General features: G+C 63.2%; 21 protein-coding genes and 3 tRNA genes. 11 read left to right on the forward strand and 13 right to left on the reverse strand.

Annotated elements, in window-relative coordinates:
- The first annotated feature begins 99 nt into the window (after positions 1-99).
- Entirely contained in the window at positions 100-588 is a 489-nt protein-coding gene (locus tag FLQ44_RS21595; RefSeq protein ID WP_170253061.1) for an Ivy family c-type lysozyme inhibitor, read from the forward strand.
- A gap of 6 nt (positions 589-594) precedes the next feature.
- Here the strand turns inward: FLQ44_RS21595 and FLQ44_RS21600 are convergent, their stop codons facing one another.
- From FLQ44_RS21600 to FLQ44_RS21615, 4 genes are all read right to left on the reverse strand, one after another.
- Positions 595-1,443 (reverse strand): nucleotidyltransferase domain-containing protein, encoded by an 849-nt coding sequence (locus tag FLQ44_RS21600; RefSeq protein ID WP_147696013.1) that lies wholly within the window; start codon positions 1,441-1,443, stop codon positions 595-597.
- Positions 1,444-1,482: 39 nt separating this feature from the next.
- The gene (locus FLQ44_RS23910) at positions 1,483-1,677 is read right to left on the reverse strand and encodes an RtcB family protein (RefSeq protein WP_170253056.1); all 195 of its coding nucleotides are present in this window, start codon (positions 1,675-1,677) and stop codon (positions 1,483-1,485) included.
- A 12-nt stretch (positions 1,678-1,689) separates the two neighbouring features.
- Positions 1,690-2,838: a slipin family protein gene (locus tag FLQ44_RS21610; RefSeq protein WP_206209058.1), complete on the reverse strand. Its 1,149-nt coding sequence runs from the start codon at positions 2,836-2,838 to the stop codon at positions 1,690-1,692.
- A gap of 212 nt (positions 2,839-3,050) precedes the next feature.
- Positions 3,051-3,115: transfer RNA gene (locus tag FLQ44_RS21615), tRNA-Arg, on the reverse strand.
- 337 nt (positions 3,116-3,452) lie between these two features.
- Here FLQ44_RS21615 and rtcR point away from each other — a divergent pair.
- A complete protein-coding gene (rtcR, locus tag FLQ44_RS21620) occupies positions 3,453-5,057 on the forward strand; it encodes an RNA repair transcriptional activator RtcR (RefSeq protein ID WP_147696015.1) in 1,605 nt (534 codons plus the stop codon).
- 8 nt (positions 5,058-5,065) lie between these two features.
- Here rtcR and FLQ44_RS21625 read toward each other — a convergent pair whose 3' ends face one another.
- From FLQ44_RS21625 to FLQ44_RS21645, 5 genes are all read right to left on the reverse strand, one after another.
- Entirely contained in the window at positions 5,066-5,824 is a 759-nt protein-coding gene (locus FLQ44_RS21625) for a sulfite exporter TauE/SafE family protein (RefSeq protein WP_147696016.1), read from the reverse strand.
- A complete protein-coding gene (gene ltaE, locus FLQ44_RS21630) occupies positions 5,821-6,852 on the reverse strand; it encodes a low-specificity L-threonine aldolase (RefSeq protein WP_147696017.1) in 1,032 nt (343 codons plus the stop codon). Before ltaE ends, FLQ44_RS21625 begins: the two co-directional genes overlap by 4 nt.
- A 123-nt stretch (positions 6,853-6,975) precedes the next feature.
- Positions 6,976-7,206, reverse strand: a complete 231-nt coding sequence (locus FLQ44_RS21635; RefSeq protein WP_017509453.1) for a hypothetical protein — start codon at positions 7,204-7,206, stop codon at positions 6,976-6,978.
- Positions 7,207-7,298: 92 nt separating this feature from the next.
- On the reverse strand, positions 7,299-8,051 hold the full coding sequence (locus FLQ44_RS21640; protein WP_147696018.1) for an oxygen-binding di-iron domain-containing protein: 753 nt from the start codon (positions 8,049-8,051) through the stop codon (positions 7,299-7,301).
- Complete coding sequence (locus FLQ44_RS21645; protein WP_147696019.1) at positions 8,048-8,656, reverse strand: methyl-accepting chemotaxis protein; 609 nt, start codon at positions 8,654-8,656, stop codon at positions 8,048-8,050. The genes FLQ44_RS21640 and FLQ44_RS21645 overlap by 4 nt, the downstream gene beginning before the upstream one ends.
- 148 nt (positions 8,657-8,804) lie before the next feature.
- Here FLQ44_RS21645 and FLQ44_RS21650 point away from each other — a divergent pair, with 148 nt between their 5' ends.
- Entirely contained in the window at positions 8,805-9,581 is a 777-nt protein-coding gene (locus FLQ44_RS21650; protein ID WP_147696020.1) for a tRNA threonylcarbamoyladenosine dehydratase, read from the forward strand.
- A 59-nt stretch (positions 9,582-9,640) separates the two neighbouring features.
- On the opposite strand, the gene FLQ44_RS21655 is transcribed toward FLQ44_RS21650, so the two are convergent.
- Complete coding sequence (locus tag FLQ44_RS21655) at positions 9,641-10,354, reverse strand: substrate-binding periplasmic protein (protein ID WP_240801373.1); 714 nt, start codon at positions 10,352-10,354, stop codon at positions 9,641-9,643.
- A gap of 333 nt (positions 10,355-10,687) precedes the next feature.
- Between FLQ44_RS21655 and FLQ44_RS21660 the strand changes: the two genes are divergently transcribed.
- On the forward strand, positions 10,688-12,193 hold the full coding sequence (locus tag FLQ44_RS21660; RefSeq protein WP_240801374.1) for a methyl-accepting chemotaxis protein: 1,506 nt from the start codon (positions 10,688-10,690) through the stop codon (positions 12,191-12,193).
- A 91-nt stretch (positions 12,194-12,284) separates the two neighbouring features.
- Here the strand turns inward: FLQ44_RS21660 and FLQ44_RS21665 are convergent, their stop codons facing one another.
- The gene (locus tag FLQ44_RS21665) at positions 12,285-13,919 is read right to left on the reverse strand and encodes a methyl-accepting chemotaxis protein (RefSeq protein WP_147696023.1); all 1,635 of its coding nucleotides are present in this window, start codon (positions 13,917-13,919) and stop codon (positions 12,285-12,287) included.
- Between the two features lie 178 nt (positions 13,920-14,097).
- Here FLQ44_RS21665 and FLQ44_RS21670 point away from each other — a divergent pair, with 178 nt between their 5' ends.
- From FLQ44_RS21670 to FLQ44_RS21700, 7 genes are all read left to right on the forward strand, one after another.
- Complete coding sequence (locus FLQ44_RS21670; protein WP_147696024.1) at positions 14,098-14,880, forward strand: 3-hydroxybutyrate dehydrogenase; 783 nt, start codon at positions 14,098-14,100, stop codon at positions 14,878-14,880.
- A gap of 125 nt (positions 14,881-15,005) precedes the next feature.
- Entirely contained in the window at positions 15,006-15,602 is a 597-nt protein-coding gene (locus FLQ44_RS21675) for a Maf family protein (protein WP_147696025.1), read from the forward strand.
- A gap of 23 nt (positions 15,603-15,625) precedes the next feature.
- Positions 15,626-17,122, forward strand: coding sequence for a ribonuclease G (gene rng / locus FLQ44_RS21680; RefSeq protein ID WP_147696026.1), 1,497 nt, complete (start codon positions 15,626-15,628; stop codon positions 17,120-17,122).
- A gap of 132 nt (positions 17,123-17,254) precedes the next feature.
- Positions 17,255-18,037: a serine O-acetyltransferase gene (gene cysE, locus FLQ44_RS21685; protein WP_147696027.1), complete on the forward strand. Its 783-nt coding sequence runs from the start codon at positions 17,255-17,257 to the stop codon at positions 18,035-18,037.
- A complete protein-coding gene (locus FLQ44_RS21690; RefSeq protein WP_147696028.1) occupies positions 18,034-18,810 on the forward strand; it encodes a DUF3658 domain-containing protein in 777 nt (258 codons plus the stop codon). Before cysE ends, FLQ44_RS21690 begins: the two co-directional genes overlap by 4 nt.
- Before the next feature lie 106 nt (positions 18,811-18,916).
- On the forward strand, positions 18,917-19,759 hold the full coding sequence (locus FLQ44_RS21695; RefSeq protein ID WP_147696029.1) for an isopenicillin N synthase family dioxygenase: 843 nt from the start codon (positions 18,917-18,919) through the stop codon (positions 19,757-19,759).
- Between the two features lie 118 nt (positions 19,760-19,877).
- Positions 19,878-20,456 (forward strand): cysteine hydrolase family protein, encoded by a 579-nt coding sequence (locus FLQ44_RS21700; RefSeq protein ID WP_147696030.1) that lies wholly within the window; start codon positions 19,878-19,880, stop codon positions 20,454-20,456.
- Positions 20,457-20,506: 50 nt separating this feature from the next.
- Here the strand turns inward: FLQ44_RS21700 and FLQ44_RS21705 are convergent.
- Both FLQ44_RS21705 and FLQ44_RS21710 read right to left on the reverse strand, forming a co-directional pair.
- Positions 20,507-20,583, reverse strand: a tRNA-Met gene (locus FLQ44_RS21705).
- Positions 20,584-20,617: 34 nt separating this feature from the next.
- Positions 20,618-20,694 (reverse strand) — tRNA-Met (locus FLQ44_RS21710).

Raw genomic sequence — 20,694 nt, forward strand, 5'->3', positions numbered from 1 at the left:
CGGATTGTGCGGCAGTTTGCACGGGCAGGGAAGCGGGCCGCGCAGCACGGTCACGCAGCTGGCATAATGCAGCCACCCCCGTTGCTACCGGAGCATGCCGTGCAAAAAACCGCCCTGTTACTGGCCACCCTGCTGGCCGCCAGCCCGCTATGGGCCCAGCCTGTTACCGCCCGCCAGGCTGCCACCTGCAAGACGCAGGCCAGCTGTGCCTATTTTGGCGATGTCTACAGCGGCGACCGTGCCTTTCGCACCGCCGTGCAGGCCGTGTTTCGCGGCAGCGGCAACAAGGCACCCAGTTGGGTCGCCGCGGGGGTGATGTCGCCGCTACTGCCCATCCAGCAAGGGCGCGAGCTCTACCTGCGTGGCAGCGTGTGCCAGCCGCACAACTGCCCGCACCAGCTGTGGGTACTCTACCAGCCGCGCCGCCAGCAGCTGGTGGCACGCTACACCCGTGAAGACGGTAGCGATGCCTGGCTAGGCCGCCCGTCTGCCGCACAAAAGGCGCTGCTGCAGGACGAAAACAACCCCGCCTCGCCGCTGGCCGGCAAGCTTACCGACAGCACACCGCTGCCGCTGGTGTTGCCGTAGGCAAGGTCACGTGGCGTGATGAGCACACGGCTGGTTTCGGCTAGCGGTGGTCTGCGCCGCCGGCAGGCAGGCAAAGCGGTACAGCAGGGCATCCAGTGCGTGGCAGTCCTGCGTTGGGCGCGGCAGCGCCGGCGCCTGCGTGCTGAGCTCCAGTTGCTGGCGGATGTAGTGATCCAGCACCGGGATCGCCGCACCATGTGCCGCCTCGTTTGCCAGCATCTTGCGCTGTAACAGTGTGCGCAGGGCATCGGCTACCTGCTGGTCCGGTACCATGCGGGCGGCCAGGTCGGCAAAACGCATCGGCACCATGCCTAGCCCGCTATCCAGCCAGGCAGCTGCCATCAGCGGCCGCAACACATACAGGTACTTTTTCCAGCGCACGGTTTCACCTTGCAGATAGCCCCGGAAGTTGTTGCGCGCCATGGCCAGGTAGTGATGGCGGCTTTTCAGTGGCGAATGGTAGTGCTGGGCCAGCGCCTGCAGTTCGGTGCGGAACAAGGTGTCGGCGCGATAGCACAGAGGCGACTGCAGCCATTCGAACAGCGTAGGGTTGCCACCGGCCAGCAGCCGCAGCGCCTTGCGTAGCTCCCAGCCACTGATGTCCAGTTCGGCATCGATCGGCAGCTCGATCACGTCGCGCTGTGGCTGTACCCGCAGGTACCAGTCTGGTTGGTGGACGTAGATGAAGCGCACGTCGTAGTCGCTATCCGGGGAGGCAAAGCCCCAGGCGCGGCTGCCCGACTCGCAGGCAAACAGGATGGTGATGTCGTGGCGTGTTTCCAGCGCCGACAGTTCGGCGTCTACCCGTTGGCGCACACTGTCCGGCAGCGGATGCCGATAGGGAAAGTCGTACATGATGTTTCCTTGTATGTCGATCTGGTGGTGCAACGGCGCTCAGCTTTTGACGCACACCACCTGGCGCAGCGTATGTACCAGGTTCACCAGGTGTTGCTGCGCCAGCATCACCGCGTCGATGTCCTTGCGGCATGCTGCGTGCGCGCTGTCCTCTACCGGCACGCCACGGGTCCGCATCTTGATGGGGCGGCCGCCTTCTTGTTGCAGCAGTGCGTGGTCTTGTCGGGTATCCATATCGTTTCCGTCTTATGGTGAAGTTGGCCGCAGGGTGACCAGGCCGTTCAGCAGCTGATCCAGGCCGCCCACCACCGAGATCTTGTCGATGCGTTCTGCCAGGCGTTCCAGCGTTTCCAGTTCTTTCAGCCGCAGCGCGATGGGGTTGTCTTCCATTACCTTGGCCGTATTCAGCAGCGAGCGGGTGGCACCAGTTTCTTCGCGACGGCGGATCACATTGGCCTGCGCCGCCTTTTCGGCTTCCACCACCTTGGCCAGCAGCGCCTTCATGTCGCCCGGCAGGATGATGTCTTTCACACCCAGCCCCTGCAGGTCGATGCCAAACACGGCCAGCCGGGTGCGCGCCTTGTGTAGCAGCTCCTGGTCCAGCAGCTGCTTGTTTTCCAGTAGTTCGTCCAGCGTGCGGGTACCCACGGCGGCGCGCAGCAGCAGCTGCAGCTCGCGGTACAGGTGCTCGGCCGGTTTGGGTAGTTGGCTGAAGGCTTGCAGTACGTCGTGGAACTGCCAGTTGGCATTCAGGTTCAGCCGCAGGCTCACTTTGTCGCGGGTCAGGATCTCCTGGCCGCTGACTTCCAGCGCCTGTAGCCGGGTATCTACCAGCTCTACGGCGATGTCGCGGTTGAAGCGCCAGTAGCAGTAACGGCCCGGTGCCAGTAGCTGCAACGCGTCGCCTTCGCTGCGCAGCAAGCCGACAAAACCGGCGGGTACCTGCGCATTCATGATGGCGTTGAGACCAGCGATCTGGCGGCCGCGTAGCAGGGTTTGCGTCAGGCGTGCCTGCAAGGTGGCAGGCAGGGCGGCGGCATCACGCAGGTTGACGCGTTCGATGTGCATTGGCGCACGGTCCTGCCAGTACAGGCCGTTGTGGCCGGGAGGCAGGATCTCTACCAGTTGGTCGCGCTCGTAGCGCAGCGCCGCCTCGTCGTCGCCCAGCGACACCTCGTGAAAGTGGGCGGCTAGCACCTCGGGCGCGTGCAGCCGCAGGTAGTCGGCCAGCGGGTGTTCGAAGCGCGCCTGCTGCAGGCTGACGGTTTCCAGCGTCAGTTGCCCGAAGGGGTCGAAGCGGTAGTAGCGGCCAGGCGGCAGCAGGCCTTCAAAGTCACCTTCGCGCAGCAGCAGGCCACGCTCGTTTTTTTTCACCAGTAGTTTCTTCAGCATCATGGGCTCCTTGTTCGGGTGAGCCGGGGGCACGCCGGTAGCGGGCGGGCGACGAGGTGCGGCAGGGGCATCACGGGTGGGCAGCGCCGCTGACTGCGCGGGGGCTGCACCCGGATGTTGCTGCGACAACGGGTCGCTGGCTGGCTACCGGCGTGGCGGCTGCTGGGCCGCACCGGCTCGGGTACTGCATTGACACACTCGCCTTGAGAGGGCGTTTCGGACGGGAATCGAACCCGCTACAGACAGCACGAGGCTGTTGCTCTACCAGATGAGCTACCGAGGAGGCGATGCCGGGAGTCGAACCCGGCGTGGCAACCGCTGCCATCGCCATACTGCCGTGCAACACGGGCGGCATACCCGGCCACGACAGGCTGGCCTGGTACCGGGCACCGGGGCGGGTAAAAACCGCCTCCCGTGGGCACCGTGCTGCGTTGGGCAGTGCATTGGTTATTGCCAATAGCGTGCCAGCGGTGTGCTTGTGCCAAGGAGAATTTGTAAATAACTGTTTTATAAGGGTAATAATTTATTGCATCAGGGTTTGCTCGCGCGCCGTGCTGAACATGCCATTGGAAATGTGATACTTTTGGCTAGTAAGTTTATCTTTTGGGATAGTCGCTATGCGCAAGCAGATTGCCATCGGGTTTCTGGGCACGGTGCTGGACAAGGGCGGTTTTGGTGAAGCACGCTGGAAAAAGTGGCGGCCCAGCGTCGGTATTTGCCGCCAGCCGCAATGGCCGTTACACCGGCTGCATCTGCTGCACGACAACCACAGCCTGAAACTGGCGCAACTGACCGCCGACGACATCCGCCGTGTATCGCCCGATACCGAGGTGGTGCTGGAGGCCTGCAACCTGCGTGACCCGTGGGATTTCGAGGAGGTGTACGCCGCGCTGCACGACTTTGCCGCTACCTACCCGTTCGACAGCGAGCAAGAGGACTACCTGCTGCACATCACCACAGGCACGCACGTGGCACAGATATGCTGGTTCCTGTTGGCCGAGTCGCGCCATATCCCGGCGCGGCTGTTGCAAAGTACCATCGGCCGCGCCGACGACAGCTACGCCGGTACGGTGAAGGTGATCGACCTCGACCTGTCGCGTTACGACCAGATTGCCCAGCGCTTTGCCCGTCAGCGCGACGACACGCTGGCCTTGCTCAAGAGCGGTATCGCCACCCGTAACGAGGCCTTCAACCGCATGATCGGCCAGATCGAGCGGGTGGCGACGCGTTCCGGCGCGCCCGTTTTGCTGTGCGGGCCGACCGGTGCCGGCAAGAGCTTTCTGGCGCGTCGCCTGTACCAGTTGAAGAAAGCACGTCACCAGCTGGCCGGGCCACTGGTGGAAGTGAACTGCGCCACGCTGCGCGGTGACGGGGCGATGTCGGCACTGTTCGGCCACGTGAAGGGAGCATTTACCGGTGCGCTGCAGGCACGGGAGGGCCTGCTCAAACGTGCTGACGGCGGCATGCTGTTTCTGGATGAAATCGGCGAGCTGGGCCTGGACGAACAGGCCATGCTGCTGAAGGCGATCGAGGAAAAGCGCTTCTTCCCCTACGGTAGCGACCGCGAGGTCAGCAGTAGTTTCCAGCTGGTGTGCGGTACGGTACGCGACTTGCAGCAATGGGTGGCCGCCGGGCGCTTTCGCGAAGACTTGTACGCGCGCATCAATTTGTGGCGTTTTACCTTGCCTGGCCTGGCTGTCCGGCGCGAAGACATCGCGCCCAACCTGGAATTCGAACTGCTGCGCCATGCTAGCGAAAGCGGCGAGCGGGTGCGTTTCAGCCGCGAGGCGCGCGAGGCTTACCTTGCTTTTGCCACGTCTGCCGAGGCGAGCTGGCAAGGCAACTTTCGCGAGCTGTCGGCATCGGTGACGCGTATGGCCACGCTGGCTGATGGCGGCAATATCGGGCCGGCTGAGGTAGAGGAAGAAATCGCCCGTCTGCGTGACGGCTGGCAAGTGCCGGTGGCAAGCGGTGCGGCTGCTGCGCCGGTTTTGTGGCGGCAGCTATTGCCGGACACGCAGCTGGACCTGTTTGACCAGGCGCAGCTGGAGGCAGTGCTGGCGGTGTGCCGTGATGCCGGTAGCCTGTCCGAGGCTGGCCGCGGCTTGTTTGCTATATCGCGCCAGGCACGCAGTACGGCCAACGATGCCGACCGCCTGCGCAAGTATCTGGCACGCTTCGGGCTGGACTGGGTCGGGGTGAAGGCGGTGTTATCGCCGTAAGCAGCCCCCTAGCCGTACACCTTCCAGAAGAACGCAGCGGTGAGCACGCTGCCCAGCGCGACCACCACCCGCTTTAGCCATAGTGCCGGCAGGCGGCGCGCCAGGCGCGCCCCCGCAACGCCGCCCAGCACGGTGCCGGCCAGCATCACCAGCGCGGCGGGCCAGTGCACCAGGCCGGCGGCGATGAAGGTGAGCACTGCTACGCCGGATATCAGCACCGACAGCCAGGTTTTCAGCGCGTTCATGCGGGTGAGGGTGTCCAGCGCAAACAGGCTGTACAGCGCCAGCATCATGATGCCCATGCCGCCGCCGAAAAAACCGCCGTAGATGCTGACCACGAACTGCCCTATGAGTAGCGCAGTGGTACTGCGGCCAACGTTGGCCGCGTGCTGGCTCATCCAGCGGGTGAGGGTGGTGCTAAAGGCAAACATGGCGGTGGCCAGCAGAATCAGCCACGGGATCAGTACGTCGAACAAGCGGGGCGATACCACGGTCACCAGCCAGCCACCGGCCAGGCCGCCCAGCAGGCTGGCGGCGCTCATGCCGACCATGGCGCGCTGGCCGGTGAGCTCGCGGCGGAAGGTGAGGCTGCTGGCCAGGTAGCCGGGCCATTGCGATACCGAGCTGGTGGCGTTGGCCACGATGGGCGGTACGCCAGCCGCTACCAGCGCGGGGAAGGTAATCAGCGTGCCGCCACCGGCTACGGCGTTCAGCCCGCCAGCGGCAAAGGCGGCGGCAAACAAGCCCAGTGCAATGGTGAGTGTCATGCTGCCAGCTCGCGGGCGAACACCGCCACTACGCGGTCCAGCTCGCTGCGGCCAACCTGCCAGTGCGTTACCAGCCGCATCAGGCCGTCTTCCGGCCCGTTGGCCTTGATGTTGGCCGCCGCCAGCGCGGCCATCAGGCGGCTGCTGTCCAGCGTGGCCGGCAGGCGGAACCACACCATATTGATGTGTACATCGTCCAGATTCACTTCCACCTCCGGCAGCGCGGCCAACTGTTCGGCCAGATAGCGCGCGTTGGCGTGGTCTTCCGGCAGGCGCGCCACCATGTCGGTGAGCGCCAGCAGGCCGGGCGCGGCCAGTACGCCCGCCTGGCGCAGGCCGCCGCCCAGCAGCTTGCGGTTTTTGCGGGCGCGGGCGATGAAGGCGGCAGAGCCGGCCAGGATGGAGCCTACCGGTGCGGCCAGACCTTTGGACAGGCAGCACATCACGCTGTCGCTGTAGCGGGTGATATCACGCACGTCGCAGCCTAGGTGTGTGGCGGCGTTGAACACGCGGGCACCGTCCAGGTGTACCGGCACGCCGTGCTGTTGCGCCACATCCCACACGGCGGCCATGTCGGCCAGCGGGATGACGCGGCCGTTGCTGTGCGCGTTTTCCAGGCAGATCAGGCCGGTGCGCGGCCAGTGGATGTCTTCGCCCACGCGGATGCGTTTTTTCACCTCGGCAGCTGGCAGTACGCCGTGATGGCTGGCGATGGTGCGCAGCTGCACGCCGGCAATCACGGCGGCACCGCCGGTTTCGTGCCACACGATGTGGCAGTCGTCGCCCAGAATCACTTCGTCGCCGCGCTGGCAGTGGGTAAACAGCGCCAGCTGGTTGCCAAAGTTGCCGCTGGGCACGAACAGCGCGGCGTCTTTGCCCAGCAGGTGTGCGGCCAACGTTTCCAGCTCGCGCACGGTGGGGTCGTCGCCGTAGACATCGTCGCCGACTACCGCGTCGAACATGGCCTGGCGCATGGCCGGGGTGGGGTGGGTGACGGTGTCGCTGCGCAAATCGATAACGGTGGGCATGCTGGCTCCTGTGCGGAAAGTGAAACGGCAACCCGTAGGTTGCCGTTGTCGTGATTCAGGCATTTGCCTGATTGTGCCAGCATGGGCTGTGCTTATAGAAGCGTGATTTTGCCAAAACAGTGTTCAGGCGGCGTTGATGTGGTAAGCCGCCTTGATGGCGGCGGCTTTGTCATGGGCGCTTTGCAGGCCGTAGGCGGTCAGGCTGATGTCACTACCGCACACGCAGGCCAGGGTACTGTCGGGCTGCAGGCTGGCCAGGTGGTGGCGGTTTTCGTGCCCGCAGGCGGGGCAGGCGATCACCACGGTGGCCTTGTAGTGTTTGTCCAGATCGATATCAAAGCGCGGCGACTTCATCAGGATACTCTCCCATAAAAGACAAGAACCTCCGCTGGCTGCGGAGGTTCTTTAACTTAGGAAGATGGCCGGCTTATTTCAAGTCATATTGCCTAACGGCGGTGGCGGAAGGTGCTCAGGCCAACGGGCAGCTCGGCAAACCAGTTGATGAAGCGCATCACGTCGTCGCCCTGGTAGATGCTGCCGTGCTGCGGGCACAGCATGTCGATCTTCATGCGGCTGGCGCGTTCGCACCAGTCCAGCTTGGCTTCGGTGGAGCCCATCCAGCGGCGGTGGAAGCCCTCGGCGTGGCGGATGTGTTTGTCGAAGTCGCGTACGAATAGCTCGTCTTCTTCGGGCGGCGTCATGGCGGCGCCCACGTCGCCGCTAAACAGGATGCGCGCGTCCGGGTCGTACAGGTGGAAGTTGCCGGACGAGTGCAGGAAGTGCGCCGGTACATATTCGATCTGGCCGCTGCCTAGCGACATGCTCATGCCCTCGTCCGGGATAGCGGCCAGCGAGTTTTCGTCGCCGCCAAAGTGCGGGATGAAGGTGCTCCACAGCCGGCTCACATAGCAGCGGATATCCGGGTTGCATTCCAGCCACAGGCCCAGCGACGAGATGATGTCCGGGTCCTGGTGCGAGGCAAACAGGTAGCGGATGGCCATCGGGTCCACAATGGTGGACAGCGCGGCAAACACGGCGGGGAAGATCTCGCTGCCACCGGGGTCGGTCAGCAGGTTGTCGCCTTCGCGGCTGATCAGGTATTCGTTGGTGTCGATCACGCAGTCGGGTTTGGACGGGTCGCGGGCAATCACGACCCAGCGGTGGCTGCCTTCCTGATAGATGGTCTGGGCGGTCTTCATCGTCTTTGCATTCCTGTGCACAGTGCCTCGATGGAGGGCAGGATGTTTTGTATTTTCTGGTCGAATTCCTGGCTGACCTCGGCCAGGGCGCGGCCGTATTCGCGGCCGTAGGCGGCTTCGATCTTGGCGGAGCGCGAAATGGCTGTGCCAAACTGGCACAGCTTGCGGGCGTCTTCCAGGCGGTCCAGCAGGCGCAGGCGTACCTCGCGCACGCGCTGGGTGATCAGGCTGAATTCTTCTTCGCGCCGTACCATGACATCGCGCAGGGCGGGGGAGGGGTTGGCTACCAGGTCGGTGGCTTTTTTCAGCAGCCGGTAGCGCCGCTCCTGGCGCAGCAGGTCGGAGATCAGGTTTACTGCCAGGTAGGCATCGTTGGATAGCTCCTGCATCAGGGCGGTGAGCTCTACCGACAGGCTGCGCAGCTCTTTCGAGATCACGCCAAAGCCCAGCGCTACCTCGCCGGCACGGTGCGCCAGCAAAATGGCGTTTAGCGCCATGATGTTGATCTGGAAGGCAATCAGCACTACGCCTTTGATGCCTTCATTCAGCCGTACAAAGCCGGCCAGCTCGCCCGACGATGTCTTGTGTGTTGGCTTATTGCTCAAAGCCCGCTCCTTGCATGTGGCTATGGTGGCAGTCTAGCAAAGGGCGTGGGGCTATGCCCTAGTTCTTTCGATATACGTACACACGCAATGGGCTGGTGTCGTACCGGCTGCTTGGTTATGCTTGGCCGTTTTGTTTGGGGAGTCTGGCATGGAAGCCGATCTGGATCGCCGTTTTGGCGGCGTCGCCCGTTTGTATGGCGAGGCGGCTTTGCAGCGCTTTGCTGCGGCCAAGGTGTGTGTGGTGGGCGTGGGCGGGGTGGGTTCCTGGGTGGTGGAGTCGCTGGCGCGCAGCGGTATCGGCCATTTGACGCTGATCGACCTGGATAATATTGCCGAATCCAATACCAACCGCCAGCTGCCGGCGCTGGACCCGCTGTACGGCATGGCCAAGGTCACCGCGCTGGCCGAGCGTGCGCGCGCCATCAACCCGGCTTGCGTGGTGACCGAGGTGGAAGACTTTGTTACCGAAGACAATCTGGATGCCATGCTGGGCCAGGGCTTTGACTATATCGTGGACTGCATCGACAGCCTGAAAGTGAAAGCGGCCATGGCGGCCTGGTGCGTGCGCCGCCGACAGCCGTTTGTGGTATCCGGCGGCGCCGGCGGGCAGATGGACCCGACGCGCATTGCCATTGCCGACCTGGGGGCGGTCACGGAAGACCCGTTGTTGTCCAAGCTGCGTTACACCCTGCGCCGCCACTATGGCTTTAGCCGCGAGCCGGGGCGCAAGCTGGGCGTGCGCTGTGTGTATTCCACCGAGCCGCTGGTGTACCCGCAGGTGCAGGCCTGCGATAGCGGCGAGGCGCGCGGCCCGCAGGGGCTGTCGTGTGCCGGTTTTGGCGCCAGCGTGGTGGTAACCGCCAGCTTTGGCCTGTTTGCCGCCTCGTGCGTGCTGAACGATCTGGCCGGCAAGCGCCGTAAATAAGGTTGGCCGCAGCAGGTGTCGCCATCAGGCGCCATGCCCCGTACAGGGCATGGCGTTTTTCAATTGGGCAGCTGGTAGCGCTGGCGGTATTGCTGGGTAAGGCGCTCGTATTCGCCGCTGGCTTTGAGCTGTACCAGCGCCTGGTCAAACTGCTGGCGCAGATACACATTGGCAAAGCCGACATGGCGCGGCGAGCTGCCCAGCAGGGCGTAGCTGACGGTGGCGTGGCGCTGGCCGTTCAGGTCGGTTTGGGTGGGGTTGGCGCGAAAGATGAACTCGTCGCTCACGACCACATCCACCCGGTGGTTCAGCAGCAGGCGGTTCAGCGTGTCCTGGTCGGCGTGTTCGCTGTAATTGGGCGAGCGTGCTACGGCATGGGCAAAGTCCGGGCCAAACAATAACCGCGCATTCTGAAAGCTGGCCACGCTGTAGCGCGACAAGTCGCTGGGCTGCGTCAGCACGATGCCGCTGCCGTGCAGGGTGATGGCGCGGTTGCGGTAATACAGCAGGGGCTGCGAGTAAAACAGCGCGTCCGAGGCAGAGGGCGTGAGGGTGATCATGGCGTCCACCTGCCCATCTTTCAGCATGGCCAGCCCCCGTGCCTGGGGTACCTGTATCACTTTGGTCTGGTAGCCGGCCTGCGCCAGGGTGGCAATGGCCAAAGAGGCCTCCAGCCCGCTACGCCCGCCGGCTTCCACATAGGGTAGTTTGGCCAAGCCTACCGCCAGGCGCACCTCGGCTGCATGGGCGGTGATGGCGAGCAGCCATGACATGAGGGCTAGGCATTGCATGATGGCGCGCATGGTGTGGTGGGGGCTGCCTTGGGCAGTCTGGATAAATGAATGACCGCATTATTGTGGCGTGAGATGAATTTGTCAGCGCCATGGCCAGTCAACACTGCCTATACTCCTTGATAGATGCAGGGGCTAAGTCGATGAAATTTTTATTGAATAAGCGAGCGAGTGCGGCCAAGTACGTGTGTGCGCTGTGGCTATTTTATGTTCTGGCGGGCTTGCTGATGCTGAACTGGCAGGCCGTAACACGTTTTGGCATGCGCTTGTGCAGTGGTTAACCGTGTTGTAGACCTGACAGACCGGAGGTATGACGTGACAGAAGTAATGAGTACAGAAGGGCGTATCGCCCAGCTGCGTGCCATGGCTGACCGTACCTTGGTATTGACGCTGTGGTTGCTATTGCTGCTCACCCTGCTGCTGGCCAGCTGGCACGACACCTGGCTGGAGGTGCTGCTACTGGGGCTGCCGGCTGCCCTGGTGCCGGCCTTGCTGGTGCGGCTGGCACCGGCAGGCGCGCTCAGCACGCGGCTGGCGGTGGCGGCTTCTTTCATGGTGTTTTCTGCGCTGATGATTCACCAGAGCCGTGGCATGCTGGAGTTTCACTTTGCCATTTTCTGTTTTCTGGCTTTTTTGCTGTACTACCGCGACTGGCTGCCTATCGTGTTGGCCGCCGCGATTATTGCCGTACATCACATCAGTTTTTATTTTCTGCAGCTCAATCAGGTGCCGGTATTTGCCTACCCGTCGGTGGGCAGCTTCTGGGTCGTGGTGCTGCACGCCGCTTTTGTGGTGGCTGAAACCATCGTGCTGGTGATTTTTGCCCGCCGCATGTACCGCGAGAGCGTAGAGGCCGCCACGGTGGCCATGTTGGCCGAAACCATGGCCAAGGGCGATTTGCGGCCAACTGCCATGCCGGTCAAGATGGACAGCGAGCTGCTGGCCACGGTGTTCAATATGCAGCAGTCGCTGGCGGTGCTGGTAGGCAATGTGGTGCGCGAGGCCGACAGTATCCAGCAACGCTGCCAGCAGCTGGACCAGCTGTCACATACGGTAAAGCAGGACGCCGCCTTGCAGCGCAGTAGCTCGCAGCAGATGGCAGAGCAGACGGCCCAGCTAGCCCAGACCATAGGCAGCAGCAAAGACAGCGCCATCCTGGCTAGCCAGCTGACGCGGGACGCCGACCAGGTGGCTGGCCAGGGGCGGGCCATTATCCGCAGCACCATGCAAGAGATGCAGCGCATGTCGGCCACCATTCAGGATACCGCCGGCCGTATCGAAACCCTGGGCAGCGCCAGCGACAAGGTGTCCGGCATCGTGAATGTGATTCGCGATATTGCCGAGCAGACCAACCTGCTGGCCCTGAACGCGGCCATCGAGGCTGCCCGCGCAGGTGAAAACGGCCGTGGCTTTGCCGTGGTAGCCGACGAGGTACGCAAGCTGGCAGAGCGTACGGCGCTGTCTACCCGTGAAATCCAGCTGGAAATAGAAGGCATGCAGGACAGCAAGCAGGTTGCGGTCAGCAGCATGGGCAGCATGGTGGAGCGGGTGCAGAATGGTGTGAACCTTACCCGGGAGGTAGAGGCCTCTATCGATAGTATCGCCCAGTCGGTGCAGGGCGCGGCCGAGGTGGTGGCCAGCATCGCCGGCAACCTTGGCGCGCAGGTCAGCTCGGTGCAAAGCATTGGCCAGCAGATCAGCGATGTCGCCACTATCGCTACCCACAACGATGAACGCGTATTGCAGGTGGCCAGCCTGACGCACGACATGCTGGAGACGGTTGGCCGCATCCAGGCGGATACCGGCAAGATCCGGGTGTAGGCCCGGCGGGGTGTACTGTGTCAAACCGTGCCGGTCGGGCTTGCCCTGCCGGCACGGTTTTTTGTATGCGGCTGGCGGCGGCCGCCTTGCGCTAGAAGCGGAAGCCTTGCAGCGAGCTGTTCAGCAGGCGCGAGCATTCTTCCATGCTGGCCGCTTCGGTAGACAGGCTGTCGGCTTCTTCCCGGTTGCTGGCAATTTCGCCGTCCAGCGTCTGCATGTGCTGGCCCATGGTGTGGATGTGCTGCTGTATTTCCTGGCTGTGGTTCACGTTCAGATCGAAGGCCTGCTGCAAGGAGCTCAGCAGGCTGCGGGTCTGTTCCAGCGTGTGTTGCACGGTGCTGGAGCAGCCGGATAGCTTGTCTGCCTCGTCGGCCTGGCTGGTAATCACGCTGGCGGTATCGCGAATGGTTTGCAGCAGTTTGCCGACAAAATTGTCGGTTTCGGCCAGCGTGGCCTGGGTTTGGCCGGCCAGCTTGCGCACCTCGTCGGCTACCACGGCAAAGCCGCGGCCTGCTTCGCCAGCGCGGGCGGCCTCGATGGCGGCATTCAGCGCCAGCAGGTTGGTTTGTTCCGAGATGCCGGCAATGCGCTGCAGGATGCCGGTAATGTTTTGCACATCGGCCGACAGCGCGTCAAAGCGCTGCGCCAGCTGGCGGTTGTCGGCCACGTGCTGGTGCATGCCGTGGCTTAGCTCGCCAACCGCCCCGCGCGATAGCGCCAGCTCCTGGTCTACGCTGGCCAGCTGTTGCTGCGCCTGGCCCAGCATCTGGCGGCTTTGCTCGCTCAGGCTGCTGATATCGCCGCTGCAGCCGTGCAGCGTGTGTAGCGACTGCTGGCTGCGGCTGGCCGCTTCGCGCATGTGCAGGGTACTTTGGCGCACGTTTTCCGCGCTGTGGAAGGTCTGGCTGGCGTTGTCGGCGACCTCGTGCAGGGTGTGGCTGACGGCCTCGCACAGCTGGTTGAAGCTGCGCGCCATCTGCGCCACCTCGTCATTGCCTTGCACGTTCAGTTTGCTGCCCAGGTTACGCTCGCTGGCTTGCCGGGCAATGTGGCGGGCGATCTTGCTGATGGATGCGGCCAACATGCTGGCCAGCAGCCACGATACCGCCAGCCCGGACAGCAGCGACAGCAGGCCGATCAGCAGCACTTCTTGCAGCACCGCGTGGCGGCTGGCCATGGCCTGCTCCAGCGGCACGTCTGCGGCCAGCATGACTTGCTGGCCGTTAATGCTGACCGGCAGGAAGATGGAGCGGAAGGTACCGTATTTGTCGGTGTACTCGTCGTACTGCACGCTATTGCTGGCAAACGCTTGCAGCAGGCCGGCACTGGCTTCGTAGGCTTCCAGGTGGTGGCCGTAGGTGTTGCTGCTGCGTTCTGCTTCGCCGGCGCCATCGGCCAGGTAGACCACCTTGCCGTCTTTCTGCCACAACATATAGAGATATTTCACGCCAAACTGCCTGGCGTAGTTGTCCATGCGGGTGGCGTTGTTCAGCATCTGCTGCGGGCTGATACTGCCGGGGGTAAACATGCTGGCCATGAACGGCTCGCCCAGCAGGGTGGGAATAGCGCGGGCGGTGGCATTCAGGCGGGTGTCGATCACGGCGATGGCTTGTTCGCTACTGCGCAGATAGCTATGGACCGAAAAAGACAGCACGGTCAGGATATTCAGCAGGGCAAACAGACAGACGAGCTTGGTGCGGATACTCACGCGGTGTAACCAGTGCATGCTTGATAAACCTCGGGCAGAGTGTGTGTCAGCGTTGATGCGGCATGTAATTTGATGTCGGCATTATTTCACCAATCACCAATGCTAAAGATGTTGCTATCGATATAGTGGCAAATATTTACTGCATTTAATTGAAATAGTTGTATTCATGCAATCGGGCTAATAAAGGAGAGGCAGCATGCAACAGCAGAAAACCGCACTGATTACCGGTGCCGACCGTGGCATTGGCCTGGCCATTGCCTGCCGCCTGGCGGCCAACGGCTGGCGTATTGCCCTGCATGGTCTGGCCGATGACGCCGGGCAGGCGGCAGCCCTGGCCGCCGTACGTGCCGCCGGCGCCAGCGAGGCGGCATTTTTCAGCGCCGATTTGCGCAGCGGCGACGCCACACGACAGCTGGCTGAAACCGTACTGGCGCACTACGGCCAGGTAGACGTGCTGGTCAACAATGCCGGCATGCAGCACGCCGCGCCCCTGCTGGAGATGCCGCCGCAGAAGTGGGACGAGATTATTGCGGTGAATCTGTCGGCGGCGTTTCATTTGATGCAGCTGTGCTTGCCCGGCATGTTGGCCGCAGGCTGGGGCCGCATCATCAATATTGCCTCGGTGCACGGCCTGGTGGCGTCCAGTGGCAAGCTGCCCTACGTGGCCAGCAAGTTCGGCATTGTGGGCATGACCAAGGCGGCGGCGCTGGAAACCGCCGGCCTGGGCGTCACGGTGAATGCCGTGTGCCCCGGCTGGGTAGAAACCGCACTCATCGAGCCGCAGATCCTGGCGCGCGCCGCCAAGCTGGGCGTAGGCCGCGACGAAGGCGCGCGTGAGCTGGTGCTGGAAAAACAGCCGTCCGGGCGCATGAGCCAGCCGGCGGATATTGCCGAGGCGGTGGCCATGCTGTGCGGTAGCTGGGCGCACAACCTGACCGGCGTGGCGCTGCCGGTAGACGGTGGCTGGACAGCGCAGTAAGCGCATCCGGCAGGGTTGGCCGCAGGCCGGGCATGGCAGAGGCTTGCGCTGGCGCAAGCCTGCGGCATATGCCGCAGGCGCTGGCTCTGGTAATCTAGCCCGCTAGCTTACCAACCCGTCCCATCATGAGCGCACAAGATTCCCGCATTTATCTGGCTTCCGGCAGCCCGCGCCGCCGTGAAATCCTGGAAAGCATGGGTGTCAGCCTGGAGCGTATCCACGCCGATATCGACGAAGCTGTCCTGCCTGGCGAAGACGCCATTACCTACACCGAGCGCCTGGCGCGCGAAAAAGCCGCCGCCGGCTGGCTAGTGGTACAGCAGAGCGGCCTGCCCGAGCGCCCGCTGTTGGCCGCCGATACCACGGTGGTGCAGGATGGCGAGATTTTCGGCAAGCCGGCCGACGCCGCCGACGCCCGCCGCATGCTGCAGGCGTTTTCCGGCCGTAGCCACCAGGCGGTGACCAGCGTAGCCGTACGCCAGGGCGAGCATGTCGTGGTGCGCACCAGCGTGACCGACGTAAGCTTCAAGCCGCTGAGCGCAGACGAAATCCAGCGCTATATCGATAGCGGCGAGCCGTTCGACAAGGCCGGTGCCTATGGTATCCAGGGCCGCGCCGCCGTCTTCATTACCCGTATTGATGGCAGCTACAGTGGCGTGATGGGCTTGCCGATTCATGAAACCGCACAGATTCTGGGCAACTTCGGTTTCCAGTTTCCCTGATGAGCAAATCCCGGAGCCCTGCCATGCTGCATCAACCCATACCGCTACCCCGTGACCTGCCGCGCCCGAAAGAGCAGATTCTGGTCAATATTACGCCGCAGGAAACCCGTGTGGCGGTGCTGGAAGACGCCGTGGTGCAGGAGCTGCATATCGAGCGTGCTGCCAGCCGCGGCATTGTCGGCAATATCTACCTGGGCCAGGTCAAGCGCGTGCTGCCCGGCATGCAGAGTGCCTTTATCGAAATCGGCCTGGAGCGCGCCGCCTTCCTGCACATTGCCGACGTGCTGGAGCAGCGCCAGCACCCGTCCGAGCCGCAGCGCATTGAAAAAATGCTGTTCGAAGGCCAGACTGTGCTGGTGCAGGTGATCAAGGACCCGATCGGCACCAAGGGGGCGCGTTTGTCCACGCAGATCAGCCTGGCGGGGCGCTTTCTGGTGCACCTGCCGCAGGAAGAACATATCGGTATTTCGCAGAAGATCGAGCAGGAATCCGACCGCCACAGCCTGAAAGCCCGCCTGGAAAAACAGCTGCCGGACGGTGCGCCGCGCGGCTACATCATCCGTACCAGCGCCGAAACCGCGACCGATGCCGAGCTGGGTGCCGATATTGGCTACCTGTCCAAGCTGTGGGCGGATATTCGCTACAAATCGCAGCATTTGCCCGCACAAAGCCTGCTGTACGAAGACCTGCCGCTGGCGGTGCGTGTACTGCGCGACATGGTGAGCGACCACACCGAAAAGGTGATCGTGGATTCCACCGAGAACTACGGCAAGATGGTGGAGTTTGCCGAGGCCTATGTGCAGTCTGCGGTGGCCAAGATCGAACGCTATAGCGGCGAGCGCCCGCTGTTCGAGCTGCACGGCATCGAAACCGAGATCGACAAGGCGCTGTCGCGCCGGGTGAACCTGAAGTTTGGCGGCTACCTGATCATCGACCAGACCGAGGCGATGACCACCATTGATGTGAACACCGGCGGCTTTGTCGGTAACCGCAACTTTGACGAAACCATCTTCAAGACCAACCTGGAAGCCACGCTGGCGCTGGCACGGCAGCTGCGCCTGCGCAATCTGGGCGGTATCATCATTGTCGATTTCATCGATATGGATAACGCCGAGCACCGCGAAGCCGTGCTGTCAGAGCTGGCCAAGGCGCTGGCGCGCGACCGCACCCGTGTGACGCTGAACGGCTTTACCAGCCTGGGCCTGGTGGAGGTGACGCGCAAGCGCACCCGCGAGAGCCTGGCGCACGTGCTGTGCGAGCCGTGTCCGGTGTGTCAGGGGCGTGGCGAGATCAAGACGGCGCAAACCGTGTGTTACGAGATCCAGCGCGAAATCGTACGCGAAGCCCGCCGCTTTGATGCAAAAGGTTTCCGCATTCTGGCAGCACAAAGCGTGATCGACATGCTGCTGGACGAAGAATCGCAAAGCCTGGCCATGCTGATCGACTTTATCGGCAAGCCCATCTCGCTGGCAGTAGAAAGCACCTACAGCCAGGAACAATTTGACGTGGTGCTGATGTAGGCCTGGCAAGGCCGGCACGGTGCCACCTGCTGCAAGTTGGCCGCGCACCGTACACACCCCAGGGCGCGCCGGCAGGCAGCGCCCTTTTTCATGCCCGTAAACGAGGCAAGCAGAACAAGTAAAGGTAAGAGCATGACTGCAAGCACCCATGACGCCCTGTGGCTGGCCATTTTGCAAGAGGCCGAGCTGGCGGTGCGCGACGAACCGCTGCTGGCCAGCTTCCTGCACATGACCGTGCTGCGCCACGGCACGCTGGAAGACGTGCTGGCGTTTCACCTGTCCAGCAAGCTGGCCAGCCCGGTAATGGACGCCCGCGCATTGATGGAGCTGTTCCGCGAGGCCTTTGCGGCCAACCCGGCCATTATCCAGGCGGTACGCGCCGACATTACCGCCTGCTTTGAGCGCGACCCGGCGTGCGATAGCTATTCCACCCCGCTGCTGTACTTCAAGGGCTTTCACGCGCTGCAAAGCCAGCGTATTACCCACTGGCTGTGGCAAGAGGGCAGAAAGACGCTGGCGTATTTCTTGCAAAACCGTATCTCTGAGGTAATGGGTGCCGATATCCACCCAGCGGCCAAGATTGGCCACGGCGTCATGCTGGACCACGGCACCGGCATTGTGGTGGGTGAAACCGCCGTCATCGGCAATAACGTGTCCATCCTGCAGGGCGTGACGCTGGGCGGCACCGGCAAAGACCACGGCGACCGCCACCCGAAAGTGGGCGATGGCGTGCTGATCGGCGCCAATACGTCCATCCTGGGCAATATCCGTATTGGCGACTGCTCCAAGGTAGGCGCCGGCAGCGTGGTGCTGGACGACGTACCGGCGCACTGCACGGTGGTGGGCGTACCGGCCCGCGTGGTGGCCCAGCTTTGTCCGGGCACGCCAGGGCTAGACATGGACCAGCGCGTATGAGCGCCAGCCCCGTCCACTTTGCCATGCCGTCGCCGGCGGCCACGCTGCAGCAGCTGTGTGCCGATGGCGCGCTGCCGGGCAAGGTACTGTGCTTTCAGGACGACTTCAGCCAGGGCCCGCTGGCCGATTGCGACCTGATCGACCCGCAGGCACGCATGGGTTACTGGAACGCGGTGCTGTGGGCGCAAGACTGGTGGCCGCAGCGCGACGAAGACTTTGTGCAAGCCTACTGGGCCAGCCGCAAAGCGCAGCTCAAAGCGCTGGAGCGGCGCGCCCCGCTGTACGCGTGGGCCGGTGGCCACGCCGGCGAATGGCTGATGCTGTGCATGCTGGCCGAGCATGCCCACGCCGACACCCCGCTATACCACGTGGGCGTGCCAGCCCAGGGCGGGCGCAGCTGCATGGGCATCCAGCCGCCGCATGCGCTGCCGGGGCTGTTCGCCAGTGCCCGTTTGCTGACGGCCGCCGAGCGTGAAAAGCTGGCGGCGCAGTGGCGTTACTGGCAGGAACATGGCGACGGAATACGCTATGTCGACGCGCAGGGCTGCCTGCAGCAACACCCGATCGATCATTACGACAATGCGCTTGTCAATGCCATAAAAATGGCTGGCAAGTGGCCTGTGGCAAGGCTGGTGGGGGAGGTGATGGGGCGCGAAGAACAAGCCTGGCTGAGCGATAGTTTTTTGTTCTGGCGGGTGAAAAAGCTGGTGGATGCCGCTGTGCTGAAACGTGAAAATGTGCCCGCTGGCTTGCCCTTTATATGCCATCGGTAAATCAAATGGGGTACTTTCGCAGGTATTGAAGGCGGCGTAGAATGCGCCGCCTTTGCATTGGTGCGCCCGCTCGCGGCCGCCGTGCCGCCACACGAGGAAACCCGACATGAACGTACGCGTAGTCGACTACCGCGCGCCCGACGCGGCCGAACAGTTCACCCGCAGCCTGCACGAAACCGGCTTTGGCGTGCTGGTAAACCACCCCATTCCGCAAGACCTGGTAGAAAGCATCTACCGCGACTGGCTGGCGTTTTTTGGCACCGACGAAAAGCACGACTTTGCTTTCTCGGTAGAAAAGCAGGATGGCTATTTTTCGCCGGAGATCTCCGAAACCGCCAAAGGCCACACCCAGAAAGACATCAAGGAATACTTCCATCTCTACCCGTGGGGGCGCATCCCGGCGCAGCTGAAAGACGACGCCATGCGCTACTACGACACCGCCAACACGCTCGCGCAAGAGCTGCTGGCGTGGGTGGAGCAGTACACCCCGGCCGACATTGCGGCCAACTACAGCGAGCCACTGTCGCAGATGATCCAGGGCAGCCAGAAAACCCTGCTGCGCGTGCTGCGCTACCCGCCGCTGACCGGCAACGAGCCGGCCGGTTCGCTGCGCGCCGCTGCCCATGGCGACATCAACCTGCTGACTATCCTGCCGGCAGCCAACGAGCCGGGCCTGCAAGTACAGGACATGAACGGCAACTGGATCGACGTACCCTGTGATTTCGGCATGCTGATCATCAATATCGGCGACATGCTGAGCGAAGCGTCCGGCGGCTACTACCCGTCCACCCAGCACCGCGTGGTGAACCCCACCGGCGAGGGCGCCAGCAAGAGCCGCGTATCGCTGCCGCTGTTCCTGCACCCGCGCGACGAAGTGGTGCTGTCCGGGCGCTACACCGCCGGCGCCTACCTGGCCGAGCGCCTGCGCGAGCTGGGCGTAAAGATGTAAGCCTGCCAAGCTGCCTCATCAGCCCTGCCCTGTTACCCCGCAGCGCCGGGCTTTGTTTTGCCCCCAAGGTTGGCCGCAGGCGCGGCTACAATGGTGTTTTACCTGTGGAGCCTGCCGCATGACCCAGCCTGCCGCGCCCCCAGCGCCGATCGCGCTCATCATTATCGACATGCAAAAGGGCATGCAGCGCATGCCGGCGCACACGCGCAACAACCCCGGCGCCGAGGCGGTGATCGCGCAGCTGCTGGCGGCCTGGCGCCAGGCCGGGCAGCCGGTGGTGCATGTGCGCCACCTGTCGCGCACGCCGGGCTCACCGTTCTGGCCGGGGCAGGATGGCGTGGAATGGCAGCCCGCGTTGGCGCCGCTGCCGCACGAACACGTGGTAGACAAACACGTACCGGACGCGTTTACCCACAGCCAGCTCGAGCGCTGGCTGCATCAGCGCGGCATTGGCCGGCTGGTGTTGGTGGGGGTCAGTACCAATAACTCGGTGGAGGCCACCGCGCGTAGCGGCGGCAACCTCGGTTTTGATGTGCGCGTGGTGGCGGATGGCTGCTACGCCTACGCACAGGCGGATTTCGACGGTGTGGCGCACAGCGCGCAGACGGTGCATGCCATGGCGCTGGCCAACCTGCATGGCGAGTACGCCACGGTGCAGCTAAGCGCCGAGGTGCTGCATGGGCTGGCGTTGGGATAGGCGCAAATGCCGGAAAGCAAAAAACCAGCCCGTAGGCTGGTTTTTTGTGTTGGTGGCGAATCAGGGACTCGAACCCCGGACCTGCGGATTATGATTCCGTCGCTCTAACCGACTGAGCTAATTCGCCGTGAAACCCTGCCGAAGCAGTGCTTCGCAAACTGTGGTGGCGAATCAGGGACTCGAACCCCGGACCTGCGGATTATGATTCCGTCGCTCTAACCGACTGAGCTAATTCGCC

This window comes from Vogesella mureinivorans (genome assembly GCF_007644035.1).
GTDB classification, from domain to species: domain Bacteria; phylum Pseudomonadota; class Gammaproteobacteria; order Burkholderiales; family Chromobacteriaceae; genus Vogesella; species Vogesella mureinivorans.